This is a genomic window from Dactylosporangium sp. NPDC005555, from assembly GCF_040605635.1.
Classification (GTDB): domain Bacteria; phylum Actinomycetota; class Actinomycetes; order Mycobacteriales; family Micromonosporaceae; genus Dactylosporangium.
This window is the reverse complement of the sequence record NZ_JBEXDG010000104.1, coordinates 1-19,477: the sequence shown is the minus strand read 5'-3', so window position 1 is coordinate 19,477 and position 19,477 is coordinate 1. Positions and strand designations below refer to the sequence as shown.

At 71.2% G+C, this 19,477-nt stretch carries 14 protein-coding genes; 6 read left to right on the top strand and 8 right to left on the bottom strand.

What is annotated here, in order from left to right:
• Positions 1–405: 405 nt before the first annotated feature.
• The 8 genes from ABZS58_RS49225 to ABZS58_RS49190 all read right to left on the bottom strand — a co-directional run bounded on the left by ABZS58_RS49225 (position 406) and on the right by ABZS58_RS49190 (position 10,999).
• The gene (locus tag ABZS58_RS49225) at positions 406–1,491 is read right to left on the bottom strand and encodes a LacI family DNA-binding transcriptional regulator (RefSeq protein ID WP_354791569.1); all 1,086 of its coding nucleotides are present in this window, start codon (positions 1,489–1,491) and stop codon (positions 406–408) included.
• An 82-nt stretch (positions 1,492–1,573) separates the two neighbouring features.
• The gene (locus ABZS58_RS49220; RefSeq protein ID WP_354791568.1) at positions 1,574–4,012 is read right to left on the bottom strand and encodes a glycosyl transferase; all 2,439 of its coding nucleotides are present in this window, start codon (positions 4,010–4,012) and stop codon (positions 1,574–1,576) included.
• Between the two features lie 50 nt (positions 4,013–4,062).
• Positions 4,063–5,094, bottom strand: coding sequence for a LacI family DNA-binding transcriptional regulator (locus ABZS58_RS49215; protein ID WP_354791566.1), 1,032 nt, complete (start codon positions 5,092–5,094; stop codon positions 4,063–4,065).
• Position 5,095: 1 nt separating this feature from the next.
• Complete coding sequence (locus tag ABZS58_RS49210) at positions 5,096–6,499, bottom strand: GH1 family beta-glucosidase (protein ID WP_354791565.1); 1,404 nt, start codon at positions 6,497–6,499, stop codon at positions 5,096–5,098.
• On the bottom strand, positions 6,496–7,395 hold the full coding sequence (locus tag ABZS58_RS49205) for a carbohydrate ABC transporter permease (RefSeq protein ID WP_354791570.1): 900 nt from the start codon (positions 7,393–7,395) through the stop codon (positions 6,496–6,498). The genes ABZS58_RS49210 and ABZS58_RS49205 overlap by 4 nt, the downstream gene beginning before the upstream one ends.
• A gap of 8 nt (positions 7,396–7,403) precedes the next feature.
• On the bottom strand, positions 7,404–8,390 hold the full coding sequence (locus tag ABZS58_RS49200) for a sugar ABC transporter permease (protein WP_354791564.1): 987 nt from the start codon (positions 8,388–8,390) through the stop codon (positions 7,404–7,406).
• 89 nt (positions 8,391–8,479) lie between these two features.
• Entirely contained in the window at positions 8,480–9,790 is a 1,311-nt protein-coding gene (locus ABZS58_RS49195; protein ID WP_354791562.1) for an extracellular solute-binding protein, read from the bottom strand.
• A 663-nt stretch (positions 9,791–10,453) separates the two neighbouring features.
• Positions 10,454–10,999, bottom strand: coding sequence for a plasmid pRiA4b ORF-3 family protein (locus tag ABZS58_RS49190; protein WP_354791560.1), 546 nt, complete (start codon positions 10,997–10,999; stop codon positions 10,454–10,456).
• Between the two features lie 177 nt (positions 11,000–11,176).
• Here ABZS58_RS49190 and ABZS58_RS49185 point away from each other — a divergent pair, with 177 nt between their 5' ends.
• The 6 genes from ABZS58_RS49185 (at position 11,177) to ABZS58_RS49160 (ending at position 19,321) form a co-directional block, all read left to right on the top strand.
• Complete coding sequence (locus tag ABZS58_RS49185; protein WP_354791558.1) at positions 11,177–11,887, top strand: pyrimidine reductase family protein; 711 nt, start codon at positions 11,177–11,179, stop codon at positions 11,885–11,887.
• 189 nt (positions 11,888–12,076) lie between these two features.
• Entirely contained in the window at positions 12,077–13,840 is a 1,764-nt protein-coding gene (locus ABZS58_RS49180; protein ID WP_354791556.1) for an ATP-binding protein, read from the top strand.
• Between the two features lie 14 nt (positions 13,841–13,854).
• Positions 13,855–15,006 (top strand): exonuclease SbcCD subunit D C-terminal domain-containing protein, encoded by a 1,152-nt coding sequence (locus tag ABZS58_RS49175; protein ID WP_354791555.1) that lies wholly within the window; start codon positions 13,855–13,857, stop codon positions 15,004–15,006.
• A gap of 3 nt (positions 15,007–15,009) precedes the next feature.
• Entirely contained in the window at positions 15,010–17,487 is a 2,478-nt protein-coding gene (locus ABZS58_RS49170) for an SMC family ATPase (RefSeq protein ID WP_354791553.1), read from the top strand.
• Positions 17,484–18,425, top strand: a complete 942-nt coding sequence (locus tag ABZS58_RS49165; protein ID WP_354791551.1) for a hypothetical protein — start codon at positions 17,484–17,486, stop codon at positions 18,423–18,425. Before ABZS58_RS49170 ends, ABZS58_RS49165 begins: the two co-directional genes overlap by 4 nt.
• The gene (locus ABZS58_RS49160) at positions 18,422–19,321 is read left to right on the top strand and encodes a DNA-3-methyladenine glycosylase 2 family protein (RefSeq protein ID WP_354791550.1); all 900 of its coding nucleotides are present in this window, start codon (positions 18,422–18,424) and stop codon (positions 19,319–19,321) included. Before ABZS58_RS49165 ends, ABZS58_RS49160 begins: the two co-directional genes overlap by 4 nt.
• The last annotated feature ends 156 nt before the right edge of the window (positions 19,322–19,477 follow it).

Sequence of the window (19,477 nt, the reverse complement as noted above, 5' to 3'; positions counted from 1 at the left end):
ACCGGCAGCCACACAACACCCGCAACCCGCCACCCACCACACAAAACCAACGACACCAACACCCCCACAAAACCAACAAGACGTTAAACGCCAAGTCGTGTAGCCGGGGGTGCACAAGGTCTTCCGGATCACGGGGATCAGCCGGGGCGTCCGGTGGCGGGCGGGGCGGCTCGTGATCCGGAAGAGAAATTGTCGCCCCGACGACCAAAGGTCTTCCGGATCATGGAGTGGGCGGTGCCCAGCCACTGGGTGCTACGCGCAGGCGTGGGAGGCTGCCGCGCGGGACGCGCTGGCAGTGCGGCGCGGAGCGGCGCATTGGGGGGCTCCGGGGGTGAGAATCCCCCCGGCGGGACCCGCGCGAAGCGTGGGGCGGCGAGCTATGGCGAAGCCAAAGGCGGGTAACAGCTATGAGCGGGAAACAGTGCTGGCGCGTTCGACGAGGTGGGTTTCGACCATGACGGCGGTGGGGGCGGCGCCGGCGATGCGGGACAGGAGGAGGCGGACCATCTCGCGGCCCATGGCCTCGACGGGCTGGTGGACGGTGGTCAGCGGGGGATCGGTCTGGCGGGCGATGGCCACGTCGTCGAAGCCGACCAGTGACACGTCCGACGGGACGTGTTTGCCGAGCTCGCGCAGGGCGCGCAGGGCGCCGACGGCCATCAGGTCCGAGGCGGCGAAGACGGCGTCGACCGAGGGGTCGCGGGCGAGCAGCTCGCGGACGGCCAGTTCGCCGGAGGCCTCGCTGAAGTCGCCGTACGCGATGAGGGCCTCGTCGACGGGCATGCCGGCGCGTTCGAGGGCCTCGCGGTAGCCCAGGAGGCGGGACACGCCGGCGGCCATGTCCTGCGGGCCGGCGATCGCGGCGATCCGGCGGCGGCCGCGGTCCAGGAGGTGCCCGACGGCGAGCCGCGCGCCGCCCTCGTTGTCGGCGTCGACGAAAGCGACGTCGGAAGCGGACGAACCGGAAACGCCGGAAGCGCCGGAGGCGGACAGCATCCGGGCAGGGCGGCCGCCGAGGACGACGGGCAGGCCGCGCTGCTCCAGCAGCTGCGGCAGCGGGTCGGCGTCGTGCAGGGAGAGCAGCATGACGCCGTCGACGTGCTGGTTGGTGAGGTGGTGCTCGACGCGCTGGCGCTCGGCCGGGGACTGGGCCATCGCCAGCCACAGCTGCAGCTGGGTGTCGGCCAGGGCGGAGCTGACGCCGCGGACGATGCCGGCGAAGAACGGCTCGCCGAAGACGCGTTCCTCGGACTCGGACACGACGAGCGCGACGGAGTCGGTGCGCTGGGTGACGAGGGCGCGGGCGGCGCGGTTGGGCACGTAGCCGAGCTCGTCGATCGCCTTCTGCACGGCGGCCCGCGCCTCCGGGCTCACCTGCGGCGAGCCGTTGACGACCCGCGACACGGTGCCGCGCCCGACGCCGGCGCGCGAGGCGACCTCGTCGAGGGTGGGGCGGCCCGCAGAGCGGGGACGGCTGTTCGTGGAAGGCACGCCCCATTGTGCGCACACGTCGGCGATCTTGCAGCCGCGGCACCCGAGGAAACGCGGCACCGCGGCTGCAAAACCAAACGATCTACGACAAATATGCCTCTACCTGCACGTCGGTCCCCGCAGGGGCGACCGGCAGGACGCCGCCGTCGACCGGTACGCCATCCGCCACCAGACGGCAGGAAGACCCTGACACTCCGGGTTCCTTGTGAACGGTGATGCGGTACGTCGCGCCGCGGTACCGCCGGACCGCCGAGAAACCGGACCAGTCGGCGGGGATCACCGGCGCGATCCGCAGGCCCGACAGCTCCGGCCGGATGCCCAGGATCCACTGGGTCACGGCCGCGTAGTTCCACGCCGCGGTCCCGGTCAGCCAGGAGTTCTTCGCCTCGCCGTGGGTGGGCGCGTCGCGGCCGGCGATCATCTGCGCGTACACGTACGGCTCGCAGCGGTGCAGGTCGCCGAGCTCCTCGCGGGCCGACGGGTTGATCCGCTTGTAGTAGTCGAACGCGCCGTCGCCGTTGCCGACCATCGCCTCGGCGATCATGAGCCACGGGTTCGTGTGGCAGAAGATCCCGGCGTTCTCCTTGTACCCCGGCGGGTAGGACGAGATCTCGCCGAGCTCGATGCGGTAGGACGAGAACGCCGGCTGCTGCAGCACGATCCCGTGCGGGGTGGCGAGCCGCTCCCGGACGCTGGCCAGGGCGCGCACGGCGGTGCCGTCCTCCAGGCCGACGCCGCCCATGATGCACATGCCCTGCGGCTCGATGAAGATCTGCCCCTCGTCGTTGGACGCGGAGCCGATGACGTTGCCGTGGAAGTCGTACGCGCGGCGGAACCACGCACCGTCCCAGCCGTGCTCGGCGATGGTCCCGGCCATCTTCTCCGCGGCGGTCAGGTAGACGGCCGGGTCATCCTGGCGGTGAGCGGCCAGCTCCGCCAGCTCACGCGCGGCCAGGACGAACTGGCCGGCGATGAACACCGACTCCGCGACCCCGCCGGTGGCGTTCTCCGTCGTCTGGAACGGCTCCCCCGGCGTGTCGGAGAAGCAGTTCAGGTTGAGGCAGTCGTTCCAGTCCGCCCGCCCGATCAGCGGAAGGCCGTGCGGTCCGAGGCGTTCGGTGGTGTACCGCAGCGACAGCTTCAGGTGCTCGTAGAGCGGCTGCTCGCTGCCGGGGGCGTTGTCGAACGGGACGGGCTCGTCCAGGATGCCCCAGTCGCCGCTCTCCTTGATGTACGCCGAGACGCCGAGGATCAGCCAGAGCGGGTCGTCGTTGAAGCCGGACCCGATGTCGTTGTTGCCGCGCTTCGTCAGCGGCTGGTACTGGTGGTACGCCCCGCCCGTCGGCAGCTGGGTCGCGGCGATGTCGAGGATCCGCTCACGGGCCCGCTCGGGGATCATGTGCACGAAGCCCAGCAGGTCCTGGTTCGAGTCGCGGAAGCCCATGCCGCGGCCGATCCCCGACTCGTACAGCGACGTCGACCGGCTCATGTTGAACGTGACCATGTTCTGGTACGCGTTCCAGATGTTGACCATGCGGTCGGTGTCGGCGTCGGGCGTCTGGACCTGCAGCCCGCCGAGCAGCTCCGCCCAGCGCTCGGCGAGGGCGGCGAAGCCCGCGTCGACGGTCTCCTGCGCGAGCCAGTCAGCGATCTTGGCCTGCGCGCCGGCCTTGTTGACGGTCTGCGAGCCCGGCGGGTCGAACTTCGCGTCGCGGGGGTTCTCCCAGTACCCGAGGACGAACCCGATCTCGCGGGTCTCTCCCGGCTGAAGGGTGAGCTTCACGTGGTGCGACCCGTGCGGCTGCCAGCCGTTGGCGATCGAGTCGCCGGACTCGCCGCGCTCGACCGCGAGGGGCCGGTCCCAGGAGCGGTACGGCCCGAGGAACGCCTCCCGCGAGGTGTCGAAGCCGGCGAGGGGCTCGCTGCAGGCGAAGTACGCGAAGTGGTCGCGCCGCTCGCGGTACTCGGTCTTGTGGTAGATGACGCCGTCGACGACCTCGACCTGGCCGGTGTTGAAGTTGCGCTGGTAGTTGGTGGCGTCGTCCTGCGCGTCCCAGAGGCAGAACTCGATCGACGAGAAGGCGGACAGTTCAGCGACGCTGTCCCGCTCGTTGGTGACCTTGAGCCGCCACACCTCGAGGGTCTCGCCGAGCGGCACGAAGTAGAGCGTCTCGGCCTTGATCCCGTTGTACCGCGACGAGACCTTCGTGTAGGACAGACCGTGACGGCACTCGTACTCGTCGAGGTCGGTCTGCGTCGGCTGCCACGTGGGCGACCAGAAGGAGCCCGAGGCGTCCCGCAGGTAGATGTACCGGCCCCCGAGGTCCATGGGGGCGTTGTTGTACCGGTAGCGGGTGAGCCGGCGCAGCCGGGCGTCACGGTAGAACGAGTAGCCGCCGGCGGTGTTGGAGATGATGCCGAAGTACGCCTCGGTGCCGAGGTAGTTGATCCAGGGCAGCGGGGTGTCTGGTCGGTCGATGACGTACTCGCGGCGTTCGTCGTCGAAGTGGCCGAAGCGCACGGGGTGCCTCCTGCTGGGGGGATAGAGACTGCGCCATGACAAGGACCGGGTCAGGCCGACTCGCGGACCACGAGGTGCGTGTCGAGCACAGTCGAGTGGGCCGGCCCGCCGGCGATGCGGGCCAGCAGGAGCCTGGCCATCTCGCGCCCCATGCCCTCCACCGACTGGTGCACGGTGGTGAGCGGCGGCTGGGTCTGCCGGGCGACGGCGGAGTCCTCGAACCCGACCACGGCCACGTCGGCGGGCACCCCGCGGCCCAGCTCACGCAGGGCGCGGATGGCCCCGGCGGCCATCAGGTCGGAGGCGGCGAAGACGGCGTCGAGGCCGGGGTTGAGATGGATGAGGCGGTGCATCGCGTCGGCCCCGCTCGCCTCGCTGAAGTCGCCGTACGCGATGAGTCGCTGATCGTGCGGCAGGGACGCCAGGCGCAGCGCCTCCCGGTAACCACGGAGGCGGGCGGTGCCCACCGCCATGTCCTGCGGGCCGGCGATCACCGCGATGCAGCGGCGACCGAGGCCGATGAGGTGGTCGACGGCGGTGCGGGCACCGCCCTCGTTGTCGTTGTCGACGTAGGCGACCTCGTTGTCGCCCCCGCTGGCATGTTCCGTCTCGAGCATGTGTGCCGGTCGCCCGCCGAGGACGGTGGGCAGCCCCCGCTTGCCCAGCAGTGACGGCAGCGGGTCGTCGTCGTGCAGCGACAGCAGCAGTACGCCGTCGACGTGCTGGTCCGACAGGTGCCGCTCGACCATGAGCCGCTGCGACGGCGACTGCGCCATCGCGAGCCACAGCTGCAGGGACGTGTCAGCGAGGACGTTGCTGACGCCGCGGACGATGCCGGCGAAGAACGGCTCGCCGAAGACCCGCTCCTCCGACTCGGACACCACGAGGGCGACCGAGTCGGTGCGGCGGGTGACCAGCGCCCGGGCGGCCCGGTTGGGCACGTACCCGAGCTCCTCGACGGCGCGGGCGACGGCGGCGCGGGCCTCCGGGCTGACCTGCGGCGAGCCGTTGATCACCCGGGAGACCGTGCCGCGCCCGACGCCGGCGAGCGCGGCCACCTCGTCCAGCGTCGGGCGGCGCACGTTACTCGCCGAGGCCGTTGTGCTTGATGACCTCGCGGTACCGGTGGCCGCTGGCCTTGACCGTGCGCCGCTGCGTGTCGTAGTCCACGCGGATCATGCCGAACCGCTTGGTGTAGCCCCACGCCCACTCGAAGTTGTCCAGCAGCGACCACGCGAAGTAGCCGTGCAGTGGCGCGCCGGCGGTGATCGCGTCATGGCAGGCGCGGAAGTGCGCGTCGAAGTAGGCGGCCCGCTCATGGTCGTCCACGGCACCGTCGTCGGTGACGGTGTCGACGTACGCGGCACCGTTCTCCGTGATGTACAGCGGGATCGCCGGGTAGTCGCGGGCGACGCGGGTCAGGGTCTCGGTGAGCCCGGGGGCGTCGACCTCCCAGCCCATGTCGGTGACCGGGACGCCGGGCCGCTTCAGGAAGCGGACGGTCTCGCTGCCGGGCCACGACGTCGGCGCCCGCCAGTACGGCTCGGCGGGGACATCGGGGTCCTCGGCGGCCACGACGTGCCGGCTGTAGTAGTTGATGCCGAGCAGATCGAGGGGCTGCGCGATCTGCTTGAGATCGCCGTCGCGGACGAAGCCGAAGTCGCTGACCCCTCGCAGGTCGGCGACGACGTCGGCCGGGTACGAGCCGAGCAGCACCGGGTCGAGGAAGATCCGGTTGGCGAGGCCGTCGATGCGGCGGACCGCGTCCAGGTCGCCGGCCTTGGTCTCGTCCGCCGGGGAGATCGCGTACAGGTTGAGCGTGATGCCCAGCTGCGCCTGCGGGTCCGCGGCCCGGATCGACTCGACCGCCTGGCCGTGGCCGAGCAGCAGGTGGTGCATGGCGGCCAGGGCGTCGGGTGCGTGCTGGCGGCCGGGCGCGTGGACGCCGGACGCGTAGCCGAGGAACGCCGAGCACCACGGCTCGTTGAAGGTCGTCCAGTTGCGGACCCGGTCGCCGAGCGCGCCGTGCACGAGCGTGGCGTAGTCGGCGAACCGGGCCGCGGTGTCGCGGGCGGGCCAGCCGCCCGCGTCCTCGAGCGCCTGGGGCAGGTCCCAGTGGTAGAGCGTCACCCAAGGGGTGATGTCGTTCGCCAGCAGCTCGTCGACGAGCTGCCGGTAGAAGTCCAGGCCCTTGGCGTTGGCCGGCCCCGACCCGCCCGGCTGGACGCGGGGCCACGCGACGGAGAACCGGTAGGCGTTGACGCCCAGGTCCTTCATCAGCCCCACGTCCTCGCGGAAGCGGTGGTAATGATCGCAGGCCACGTCGCCGGTGTCCCCGCCCAGCGTCTTGTCCGGGGTGTGGCTGAACGTGTCCCAGATCGAGGGGGTGCGGCCGTCCTCCTGGGCGGCTCCCTCGATCTGGTACGACGCGGTCGCCGCACCCCACACGAAACCGGGTGGGAACGTCAGCGGGTCGATGCTGGTCACGCCTTGACCGAACCTTCCATGATGCCGCCGATGATCTGACGGCCGAATGCGACGAACACGAGGAGCAGCGGCACGATCGCCAGGGCTGTCCCGGTAAAGACTTGCACGTAGTCGGTCTTGTAGTAACCGGTGGCCAGGATGTTGAGCGAAACCTGAACGGTGGGCGTGTCGCCGTTGAGCACGACGTACGGCCACAGGAAGTCGTTCCAGGTCTCCATGAAGGTGAGCAGCCCCAGTACCGCCGCCGCCGGACGCAACGCGGGCAGCACGACGCTCCAGTAGGTCCGCCACGTGGAGGCGCCGTCGACCCGGGCCGCCTCGATGAGCTCGTCGCTGATCGCCGACTCCGCGTACTGCCGGATCATGAACACGCCGAAGCCCTTGACCAGGAACGGCACGATGACCGCCTGCAGGGTGTTCGTCCAGTCGAACTTCACCATCAGCAGGTACAGCGGGATGATGTTGACCTGGGTCGGGATCATCATCGTGAGGATGATGATGAGCAACAGGGCGTTCTTCCCGCGGAACTTGAGCTTCGCGAACGCGAAGCCGGCGAGGGTGGAGAAGAACACCACCGACAGCGTCACGCACGACGACACGATCGCCGAGTTGATCAGGCCGTAGACGAAGTTGGCGTCCGTGTTGGCCAGCACGCGGGAGGCGTTGTCGAAGAAGTTCGGGCCGGGCGTGAGCGGCGGCGGGATGTCGGTGACGGCGCTGTTGTCGCGCGACGCCACGATGAACGACCACACGATCGGGAAGACCGAGAGCACGATCGTGATGATCAGCGCGAGGTACGTGAGCGGGCTGGCGTCCCACAGTGCCGACGAGGCGTTGCGGACGCGCCGCTTCTTCCCCGGCGGCGGCGTGCCAGGCACGCTTCTTGGCCTGGTCATGGTCGTGCTCATGAGGTCGTCCCCTTGACGGATCGGCGCACCAAGGCGAAGTTGATGAGCGCGAAGATCAGGATGATCACGAACAGCAGCCAGGAGATCGCGGCGCCGCGGCCCACGTTGTAGTTGTTCGTGAACGTGGTCTCGTAGATGTACATCGCGACGGTCTGGAACTCGTTGAGCGAGCCACCCTGGATGCGGCCGTAGTTGAACAGCAGCGGCTCGGTGAACAGCTGCATGCCGCCGATCGTCGAGATGATCACGGTGAAGAGGATCGTCGGCTGGATGAGCGGGACGGTGATCCGCCAGAACCGGCGGGCCGCGGACGCGCCGTCCAGGGACGCCGACTCGTAGAGCTCCTTCGGGATCGCCTGCATCGCGGCCAGGTAGATGAGGGCGTTGTAGCCGGTCCAGCGCCAGTCGACCATGAACGCGATCGCGGTCCAGGACGACCAGCGGTGGTTGCGCCACTCGACGGCGTCGAGGCCGATGCTCTGCAGGAGCCAGTTCGCCAGGCCGTACCGGTCGGCGAAGATCAGGCCGAAGACGATGCCGACGGCGGCGACCGAGGTGATGTTCGGGATGAGCACACCCATGCGGATCGCGGTGCGGGCCCGCATCTTCTTGTTGAGCCAGCTCGCGATCAGCAGCGCGAAGATGAGCTGCGGCACGGTCGCGACGATGAACAGGCCGAACGTGTTGTAGATGACGATCCAGAAGTGCTCGTCCCAGAGGATCTTCTTGTAGTTCTCGAGCCCGACGAAGCCCGCGTCGCCGCCGGTCAGCGTGTTCTTGCGGGTCGACAGGATCGCGGTGTAGATCAGGGGGTACGCGCCGAACACCGCGAACAGCACGAAGAACGGCGCGACGAACAGGTACGGCGACAGTCGCAGGTCGAGCCGCCCGACCCGCACGGTGCGCCGCGACGGCTGCTTCGGTGGCCCGGCGGGGGCGCGCCCGTGGCGAGGTCCGCTGACCTCGCCGACGTTGGTAGCCATGGGGGGTTGGTTCCTTCCGATCAAACGGGCTAAGTGGCGGACGGAGGCGGCGCCAGGTTCGACGCCGCCTCCGCCGTCATCGCATCCGATCAGCCTTCGGCGAGTGCCTTGCTGTCCTTGATGGCCTTGTCCCAGCCCGCCTGGGCGCTCAGCTTGCCCTGCTCGGCGGCCTGCATGGCCGGCTCGAACCCGTTCTCCCACAGCGCCTGGTGCTTCGGCCCGAGGTAGATCGGCTTGAGGTCCTTCGCGGCACCGGCGTAGATCTTGCCGACCGGCGCGTTGTTGAAGTACTCGTTCTTCGCGTCGGTGATCTTCGGGTCGTCCAGCGCGGCGATCGACGACGGCAGCGGGCCCGCCTCGGCGAACGCGTCCAGGCCACCCTGCTTGCCGGTGATGAACTTGACGAGCTCGAACGCGGCCTTCTTGTTCTTGCTCTGCTCCGGGATGGCGAGGTACGAGCCGCCCCAGTTGCCACCCTTACCGGGGATGGTCGCGATGTCCCACTTGTTCTTGCCGGCGTCGCCGGCGCGCTCCTTGATGACACCCGTGTACCACGGCGGGCACGGCACGGTCGCGAACGCGGCGTTCTTGAACGCGGCGTCCCAGTCCGCCTGCCAGCGGGCCAGCTTGGCGGTCAGGCCCTTGGCGGCCATGTCCATGCCAAGGTTGTAGGCAGCCTTGACGGCCGGGTTGGTGTCACCGATGTACTTGTCGCTCTTGTCGTAGAACCAGCTGTCGGCGTTCTGCATGATGTACGGCTGCATGACGCTGGTCGCCGAGTCGGTCCACGCCGCACCGGTGTTCTTCGACTTGAAGATCTCGCCCTGCTTGACGTACTCCTCCCAGGTCGGCCACAGCTTGCTGACCGCGTCACGCTCGACGGGCAGGCCGGCCTTCTGGAAGAGGTCGGTGCGGTAGCACATGGCGAGCGGGCCGACGTCCGTGCCGAGGCCGACGAGCTTCTTGCCGTCCGCGGTGAAGGCGTTCTTCCACTTGAAGGCCAGGTAGTCCTTCTCGAGCGACGACGCACCCAGGTCGAGCAGGTTCGCGAAGCCCTTGTTGTCCTTCAGGTACTGCAGGAGCATGCCCTCTTCGAGCATGACCACGTCACTCGCGCCGCTGCCGGCGGAGATCCACTGGGCGAGCTTCGGCGCGAAGTCCTTGGTCTGGCCTTCGTTCTTGACGTCGACCTTGATGGTCGGGTTCGCGGCCTCGAAGTCCTTGACCGCCTGGGTGAAGCCGGGCGTGCCGAAGTAGGACAGCGAGATGGTGACCGGGCCCGTGCCGTCGGCGCTGGGCTTGTTGTCGTCCTTGGCGCTGCATGCGGTCGTACCGAGGGCAAGTCCCACGGTGAGCGCGGCCGCGGCGATCGAACGCAGACGGCGTGAGGTGACGCTCATCCTGACCCCTCTCTCAGGTCGTGATGGGTGTGTGATGGGGGTGTGAAGCATCGACGGCGGACCCGGGTGTGAAGTCCGTCGTTCGGGTGTCGCGGGTATGGCGGGTGTCGCATTTGAGTGGCTCCCATGGCCGCAGGGTGTGTCACCGGCCACAGCCACGGGAGCGCTCCCATGAGACTGGCGCCTCGTCCGCCAGGTGTCAATGGGGCAATGGGAGCGTTCCCATTTCGTTACCGCAAGATTTCAAGGCGCGTTTTTGTCCGCCTTTACCGCGATATGCACCGCTACTCGGCGCCGCGGCTCTTCCAGCTCGGCGAATCGACGCACACCGACGCGCAGCGACCCGGCGACGCCCCTGCGAGGCGGGCGTTCATCGATGCCCCGACGTGCCGCTGAACGCTCGGAAGCCGCCCGCCGCACACCACCGCCGCCATCCTGACGCAGCGACAGTCACCGATGCGTGCGCCACCACCCCACCACCGCGCCCTTGCCCGGTTCGGGGTGATTCGCGAAGCCCGCCGAATGGATGATCAACACCTGCGCCCACCCGGCCGCGGGCCGCCGGCGAACCCCGGAAACTTTCACACGGCGGGTCAACCATGATCCGGAAGACTTTTTCGCCGCCCTGACGACAACGACGCTTCCGGATCACGGGCGCGGCGCTCAGGTCATGCGGCGCAGGAGGGTCGTGGTGCGGGAGGGGTCGAACAGCGCCGGGTCGAAGGTGCGGCCGAGCCACTCGTGCATCGTCGCGTGGTCGGGGTGGGACGGGTCCGCGATGGCCTCGAGGAGGTCGCTGTAACCGTCGGGGCCGCCCACGTCGTCGGGCGGGCAGGCGCGCTCACCGGCGGCGCACACCGGATAGGTGGTGTCGAGGTCCGCGGGATACACGTCCTCGACGGTCAGGTCGTGCTCCCACCAGTCGCCGAAGTCGTAGGTGTACCGCAGCCGCCCGCCCTTCTGCGCGACCGCGTCGAGACGCGTGTCGAGCTCGTCGCGGACGTCGAGCAGGCCGTCGGGGTCGGGCACGCCGTACTGAACGCCCTCGATGTCGAAGACGTGCAGGTGGCGGTCGCCCCAGCCCATCGCGAACTGCACGACGCGGTGCACCCGGTCGAGGGTGAAGCCGCCGGGGACGAGGACCCGCCGCCAGACGGTGGGCTCGACGCCGTCGAGCGCGATGCGGAGTTGGATGATCGTGCGCGCCATGGTGCAGTCATTGTTGACCGGGGCGGCGGCGCGGCGCACGCTTCTCTAGTGATCTGTCCTGCGTGTCGGGAGAAACGACATGCCGACTGCCCTGGCGGCAACCGGTGCGACTGCCAGCATCGCGAGCCGGCGCCGACCCCACCCGTGACCGGGGCGCCGGGACCGTAGGGTTGGCTGGTGCAGCAGCTCTACCCGGAACCCGGACCAGTCGACCAGCCGACGCTCATCGACCTGTACGCGCCGCCGCCGGAGCCCGCGGTGAGGGTGAACTTCGTGGCCAGCCTCGACGGCGCCGGCACCCTCGACGGGAGGTCCGCGGGGCTGTCGGGCCCGCAGGACAAGCGCGTCTTCGGCATTCTGCGGATGCACTGCGACGCGCTGCTCGTCGGCGCCGGCACGGTCCGCGACGAGGGCTACCGCGCGCTGCGCCTCGACGAGGATCGCCGCAGGTGGCGCCTCGAACACGGGCTGAGTGAATACCCGACGCTCGTCATCGTCTCGGGCCGGGCGGACCTGGACCCCGCGCAGCCCGCGCTCGCCGACGCTCCGGTGCGGCCGATCGTCGTGACGACGGCAACGGCGGACACGGATGCACTGCCCGCCGACATCATCCGGGCGGGCGACGAGCACGTCGACCTGACGGCGGCCGTCCGGCAGCTCCGGGAGCGCGGATTCGCCCAGATCCTCAGCGAGGGCGGGCCGACCCTGTTCGGGTACCTCACGGCGCGGGGTCTCGTCGACGAGCTGTGTCTCACCGTGGCGCCGTTGCTCGCCGGGCCGGGAGCGGGCAGGATCACCGCCGGACCCCCGCACGACACCCCGGAACATCTCACGCTGCGTCACGCCTTGCTGGCCGATGGTCAGCTGCTGCTGCGGTACGGGCGCTGACCCGACATCCACAATGTTGTCCACAACCCTGTGGACAACTGTCCCCAACCTGTGGACGAACGTCCGGCTTGCACCGTTTTGGGCCGGTGAACGCGCGTGAACGCATCCACAGGTGAGCGTGGTGGCCTCGATCCATCGGCGGTCTTGGGGCACGATGCACAGGCGAACACATGTACTGGGGGTCGAGGAATGGATGCCACGGAAGCGCCGAAGGACGGGCCGATCGTCGGCCGGGTCCTCGGCACCGCCGACGCGACCCCGCTGACGTTCTGGGTCGCCGTCAACGACGACGCCTACCTTCAGCTCGACGATGTCGTCGTCACCGAGCGTGAGCTGCCCGGCCATCCGCCGGTGAAGATCGCGGGCGTGGTCACCGCGGTGCGGGCCCGGCACGAGGGGGTCGTGTTCGACTCCGACGTGTTCCTGGTCGCCGACGGCACGCTGCCGGCGACCGTGCAGGAGGCCGCCGAGATCACCACCACCCGGGTCGACCCCGAGATCTACGTCCCGCCGACGCCGGGCGCCGTCGTCCACCGGGCGCAGGGCGACGCGCGGGCCGGGGCGCTGTACTTCGACCGGATGGACCGCACGATCCCGATGGGCTTCGGCCGGGACGGCGCCGCGATGTTCCTCAACGCGGACTTCCTCGACGGCAGCCGCGGCGCGCACGTGTCGATCTCCGGCATCTCCGGGGTGGCGACGAAGACGAGCTTCGCGACGTTCCTGCTCTATTCCGTGTTCCGGTCCGGTGTCCTGGGCGGCGCCGGCGAGACCGCCAACACCCGCGCGCTGATCTTCAACGTGAAGGGCGAGGACCTGCTGTTCCTCGACCACCCCAACAGCCGGCTCGACGCGGCGACGGAGGCCGCCTACGCCCGGCTCGGGCTGGTCGCGGGGCCGTTCCCGGACGTGCGGGTCTACGCGCCGCCGCGGGCCGGCGACTCGTCCGGCACGCCCGACGTCAGCAGCCGCCTGACCGGTGTCGACAGCTTCTACTGGACGCTGCAGGAGTTCTGCGCGGACCGGCTGCTGCCGTACGTGTTCGCCGATGCCGACGACGAGCGCCAGCAGTACACGATGGTGGTCCACTCGGTCACGGCGCACCTGGCGCGCATCGCGCAGCCCGCCGAGGGCGGCGTCGCGGTCGACGGCACCCGGCTCAACTCCTACGCCGACCTCGTCGACTACCTGGTGGAGCAGATCACCGACGACGCCACCCGCGGGCAGTGGGCCGGCAGCGCGGTCGGGCTCGGCACGGTCAACGCGTTCGCCCGGCGGCTCATCGGCAGCAAGAAGGACCTTTCCCGGCTGATCCGGGGCGACCTCGCGACCAGAAGGCCGCACGCGATCAACACCGCGGAGAGCGCCCAGGTCACCGTGGTCGACCTGCACAACCTGCCGGACCGGGCGCAGCGCTTCGTGGTCGGTGTGACGCTGCGCAGCGAGTTCGAGCGCAAGGAGAAGGCGGGCTCGGCGAAGCCGCTGCTGTTCGTGGTCCTCGACGAGCTCAACAAGTACGCGCCGCGGGAGGGCACCAGCCCGATCAAGGAGGTGCTGCTCGACATCGCCGAGCGGGGCAGGTCCCTGGGCGTGGTCCTGATCGGCGCGCAGCAGACGGCGAGCGAGGTCGAGCGGCGCATCGTCGCGAACTCGGCGATCCGGGTCGTCGGCCGGCTCGACCCGGCGGAGGCGTCCCGGCCGGAGTACGGCTTCCTGCCGCCCGCGCAGCGCCAGCGGGCGCTGCTGGCCAAGCCCGGGACCATGTTCGTGTCGCAGCCGGAGATCCCGGTGCCGCTGTGCATCGAGTTCCCGTTCCCGTCGTGGGCGACCCGGCCCGCCGAGGCGGGGGCCGCGCCGAGCGCGACGCTGCGGTCGATCGCCCAGGCCAACGACTCGTTCGCCGTCGTCGCCAGGGTCGGCGGCGGCATCAGCGACGACGAGATCCCCTTCTGAAGGAGCGACCACCGGTGCGGATCCTGCACACCTCGGACTGGCACGTCGGCAAGGTCCTCAAGGGACAGTCCCGGGCCAACGACCACATCGCGGCCCTCAAGGCGCTGGTCGACGTGGCCGAGGCCGAGCGGCCCGACCTGGTGATCGTCGCCGGCGACCTGTACGACTCCGCGAGCCCGCCCGCCGACGCCACGAAGATCGTCACGCGGGGGCTTTCGGCGCTGCGCAAGACCGGCGCCGACGTGGTCGTCATCGGCGGCAACCACGACAACGGCCAGGCCCTCGACGCGCTGCGGCCGTGGGCGGACGCGGCCGGCATCACCATCCGCGGCGCCCTCACCAGACCCGAGGAGCTGCTGCTTTCGGGCACGACCAGGGACGGCGAGCAGTGGCGGCTCGCCGCGCTGCCGTTCGTCTCCCAGCGGTACGCGCTGCGCGCCGCGGAGATGTTCGACCTCAGCGCCGCCGAGAGCGCCCAGTCCTACGCGCACCACATCGGCGGCCTCCTCGCCACCCTCGCCAAGGGCTTCGGCAAGGACACCGTCAACCTCGTCACCGGTCACCTGACGGTCATCGGCGCCACGATGGGCGGCGGCGAGCGCGAGGCGCACACGATCATGGGCTACGCCGTGCCCGCGTCGGTGTTCCCGTCGTCGGCGCACTACGTGGCCCTCGGGCACCTGCACCGGGCGCAGACCGTCAACGGTCCCTGCCCGATCCGCTACTGCGGCAGCCCGCTGCCGATCGACTTCGGCGAGGAGGAGAACTTCTCCGCCGTCGCGGTCGTCGACGTCACCACGAGCACCGCGGCGAGGGTCCGCGAGGTGCCCCTACCGGTCGCCACCCCGCTGCGGACGGTGCGGGGCACCCTCGCCCAGCTCGCGACCTTGGACACCGGCGAGGCGTGGCTGCGGGTGTACGTGTCGGAGCAGCCGAGGGCGGGCCTGCGCGAGGAGGTCCAGGAGCTGCTGCCCAGAGCGCTCGAGGTGCGCATCGACCCGAAGCTGCTGCCCGACCCGAAGGCCGCCGGACAGGCCGCGGCCCGCGCCGGCCGGTCCGCCGGGGAGCTGTTCTCCGACTATCTCGGCCAGAAGGGCCACGCGGACGACGCCACCGTCAAGCTGTTCCACCAGCTGCACGACGAAGTCCAAGAAGCGAGGAACTGACGCATGCGGCCCATTCGCCTGGACATGGACGGCTTCACGGTGTTCCGGCGGCCGACGACGGTCGACTTCACCGACACCGACTTCTTCGCCCTCATCGGCCCGACCGGCTCCGGCAAGTCGACGATCCTCGACGCGATGACGTTCGCGCTCTACGGCACCGTCCCCCGCTGGGGCGACCGGCGGGCCATCGGCAACGCGCTCGCGCCGTCGGCGACCGAGGCCAGGGTCCGGTTCGTGTTCGAGTCCGCGGGCGTGCGGTATGTCATCGCCCGCGTCGTGCGGCGCGACGGCAAGGGCGCGGTCACCACCAAGCACGCCGGCCTCGAGGCGCTCCCCCACGGCTTCGACCTGGCCCGCTTCGACACCGGGATCAGCGCCGAGGACATGGGCACCGTCCTGGCCGGCACGCCCAGCGAGGTCGACCTGGCCGTGCAGACGGTGATCGGCCTGCCGTACGAGCAGTTCATCAAGTGCGTGGTCCTGCCGCAGGGCGAGTTCGCGGCGTTCCTGCACGCCAAGCCCGCCGAGCGGCAGAAGATCCTGGTCAACCTCCTCGGCCTCGACGTGTACGGGCAGATCCGCGAGCGCGCGAACACCCGCGGCGCCGCCGCCGACGCGAAGCTCAAGGTGCTCGGCGAGCAGCTCGCCGGGATGTCCGGCATCGACGACGCGGCCCTCGAAGCGGCGCAGGCGAGGGCGGCGACGCTCAAGACCCTCGCCGGGGACGTCGACCGGATCGGGCCGCGGCTCGCCGACGCGGCGTCGCTCGCCGTCGCCGCCGCGGCGACCCTCCAAGGGCTCGACACCGAGATCGACCGGCTGACCAGGCTGCGGGTCCCGGCCGACGCCGGCACCCTCGCGGCCGGCGCCGCCGCTGCCCGCGGCGCGGTGACCGCCGCCGTCGACGGCGCACGGGCCGCCGAGGAGCGCGAGGAGAAGCTGCGCGGCGAGCTGCAGACCGCCGGCGACCAGACCGCGCTGCGCCGGCTGCTGGACTCGCACGCCGAACGCGACCGGCTCGCCGCCGAGGCCGCCACCGTCCACGCCACGGTCACCGCCGCGGACAACGAGCACGGGAAGGCGGCCGCCGCGCTGGGCGTCGCGCGCACCAGGGCGAAGGACGCCCTCGAAGCCCTCGAAGCGGCCCGGGAGGCCTACCAGACCGCCGTCGCCGTCGACCGGGCCACGGCCCTGCGGCCCCACCTGCGGGTCGGCGACGAGTGCCCGGTGTGCTGCTCGACGGTGCGGACACTGCCGGAGACACCGCACGAGCCCGCGGTCGCCGCGGCCAGGTCCGCCGGGGACGCCGCCCGCAAGCGCAGCGACACGGCCGAGAAGGCCGTCGCCGACCAGGACAGGATCGTCCGCGACCTCGACCGGGGCCTCGCCGCCGCGCGGGCGCACGCCGAGCAGGTCGACCACCGGCTCGCCACCCTCGACAGGGCGCTCGACGGGGCGCCCGCACCGGAAGCGCTGCGCCGCGACCTCGACACCATCGCGAAGCTGTCCAAGGAACTGGAGCGGGCCGGGACCGAGGTCCGCAAGGCCCGCGAGGCGCACCGCAAGGCGGCCGGCGCCGCGGACCGGGCCGAGGACCAGCTCCGCGCGGCGTGGAAGGCGTTCGACGCGGCCCGCGACGCGCTCGCCGCGTTCGGCCCGCCACCCGCGGACCGCGACGACCTCGCCGACGCGTGGGCGACCCTGACCGGCTGGGCCGGCGGTGCCGCGGGCGAGCGGCAGGCCCGCCGCCCCGCGGCCGCCGGGGCCGTCCAGGACGCCGAAGGGCGGGTCACCGGGATCCGCCAGGAGCTGCGCGCCCTGTTCGACACCGCCGGGCTGCCCGCACCGGGATCCGACCCGGCCCGGGAGGCGGCGGTCGCCCTGGAGCGGGCCGGGGCCGCTGCCGCGCGGATCGAGGAGCGCCGCGCGGAGGCCGCGAAGCTGACCGTGCAACGCGACGAGGTCGCGAAGGAGAGCCAGGTCGCGAAGGCCCTCGCCCAGCACCTGCGGGCCGACCGGTTCGAGCGCTGGCTCCTGGCCGAGGCACTGGACACGCTCGTCGACGGCGCGTCGCGGACGCTGCGGGAGCTGTCCGGTGGCCAGTACGACCTGAGCCACGAGAAAGGCGAGTTCTTCGTCGTCGACCATCACGACGCCGGGCTCCGGCGCGGGGTGCGGACCCTGTCCGGCGGCGAGACCTTCCAGGCGTCCCTGGCGCTCGCGCTCGCCCTGTCCGAGCAGCTGGCGGGCATGTCGACGTCGGCGGCGAGCCTGGAGTCGATCGTCCTCGACGAGGGCTTCGGCACCCTCGACCAGTCCACCCTCGACACCGTCGCCGCGACCCTGGAGGCCCTGGCCGCGCGCGGCGACCGGATGGTCGGCGTCGTCACCCACGTCGGCGCCCTCGCCGAACGCATCCCCGTCAGGTTCGAGGTGCGCCGCGACGCGCGCACCGCCCGCGTGGAACGGATCGGGCTGTGAGATTCCACGTCGACGCCTGGGACCCCTCCTACGGGGTGGCGTTCGAGGGCGGTTCGGAGGGCCCGCAGGCGCAGAGCAGCGCCCAGATCCAGCCGGACGTGGAGCTGCCCGCCGACGCCTGGCGGGCCGTCGACGCGCCCGCCGGGCTGCGGCCCCCCGGCACCGTCCTCGTCGTGGACGGCGTCCAGCGCATCGACGCGCGGGTCTGGGCCACCGACGACGACGGCGTCACCCACCCCGGGATCGCCGCCTCGTACGCGGCCGGGGTCGTGCGCTGCGAGCTCGACCGGGGCGCGGCCGCCATCGCCACCACCCGCATCGAGCGCGGCCTGTTCACCCCGTTCGAGCTGGCGCCGCCGCTGGTCGCCGGCGCGATCCGCTACCCGGCCCGGCGGGTCGCCCGGGGCGAGCCGAAGGACCTGGCGCTGGGCGTACAGCGGCACATGCGGGCGCTCGAGGTCGGCGTCTCAGGTGAGGAGCGCGACGACGGTGACCTGCTCATCGTCGACGGGCCGCTGCAGGAACGCGCGCACCTGCCCCGGGCCCTGGGCTACATCAAGACCCACCGGGTCGAATACCTGCCGCCGGAGCTGACCGCGGTCGTCACCGGGCTGCGCGGCGGGCAGCGCTCCCCCGTGTTCCTGCTCGGCACGTCGTGGCACCGGTTCGCGTGGTACCTGCGGCTGCCGGGCCCCGAGGGGTCGCCGTGGGCGGGCATCGTGCGCGCCGAGTGCTCCGCCGACCTGCTGCCCCTCGACGCGATCGCGCTCGCCCACCTGTCGGCGGTGACGCTGCCCCGCTTCGCGTCCAGCGCCTACAAGGACCCGCGGGCGCCGCAGAACCTGATCCCGATCGCCGGTCTGGAGCGTAAGCTGCGCGCCATGCTCGGCGACGCTCGTCTCCTGCACCGCGCCCTCGCCCGGGCGGCCGCGGGATGAGGTCGTTGCCGGTCCCTGAGCGGTACGACCTGGCGGGCACCCTCGGGGGTCTGGCCCTCATCCACGGCGACCCGACCCTGTCCGTCGGTGCCCGGGAGGGGTGGTTCGCCACCCGTACACCTGACGGCGCGGGGACACTCCAGCTGACGCTGTCCGGGTCCACGCTGGTCGCGACCGCCTACGGCCCGGGCGCCGGGTGGCTCCTCGACCGGGCCGACGCCGTCGCCGGGCTCCGCGACGACGTCACCGGCTTCCTCGACCTCGCCCGGCAGCACCGGCTGGTGCACCGCCTCGCCCGCGAGCACTCCGGCCTGCGCATCGGCGCCACCGGCCGGGTCTTCCACCACCTCGTGCCGGCCGTCCTGGGCCAGAAGGTGACCGGCAAGGAGGCCCGCGACGGCTACGTCCGCCTCCTGCGGCACTTCAGCACCGACCCCGCCCCCGGCCCCCGCCCGGGCCTGCGGCTCCCACCCGACCCTGCCGCGATCGCCGCCGCGCCCTACTGGGTCTTCCACCCGTTCGGCATCGAGCAGAAGCGCGCCGACACGCTGCGCCGGGTCGCCGCCGAGGCGGCCCGCCTGGAGCGCTGCGCCACCGCCGCCGAGGCCGTCACGCGCCTGCTCACCGTCCGCGGCATCGGGCCCTGGACCGCCGCCGAGGTCACCCGCGCCGCCTACGGCGACGCCGACGCCGTCTCCGTGGGCGACTACCACATCAAGAACGTCGTCGCCTACGCCCTGACCGGCGCGGCTCGCGGCACGGACGAGCACATGCTGGAGCTGCTCGCCCCGTACGCCGGCCACCGCGGCCGCGTCTGCGGCCTCCTCGCCGCCGCCGGCATCACCGCCCCGAAGTTCGGCCCCCGGATGCCGCTGCGCTCCTTCGCCGGTTACTAGCCGCCCCACGGGTCCCGCCCGGGGGGCTTCATGATCCGGAAGAGTTTGTGTCGCCGTGGCACAATGCCGGTGAGTTAAGCGTTCAGGGTGATGGATGGGGCTGGATGGTGACTGTGAAGGTTGCTGTCCAGCTTCGTTGTTTGCGGCCGGGTTGTT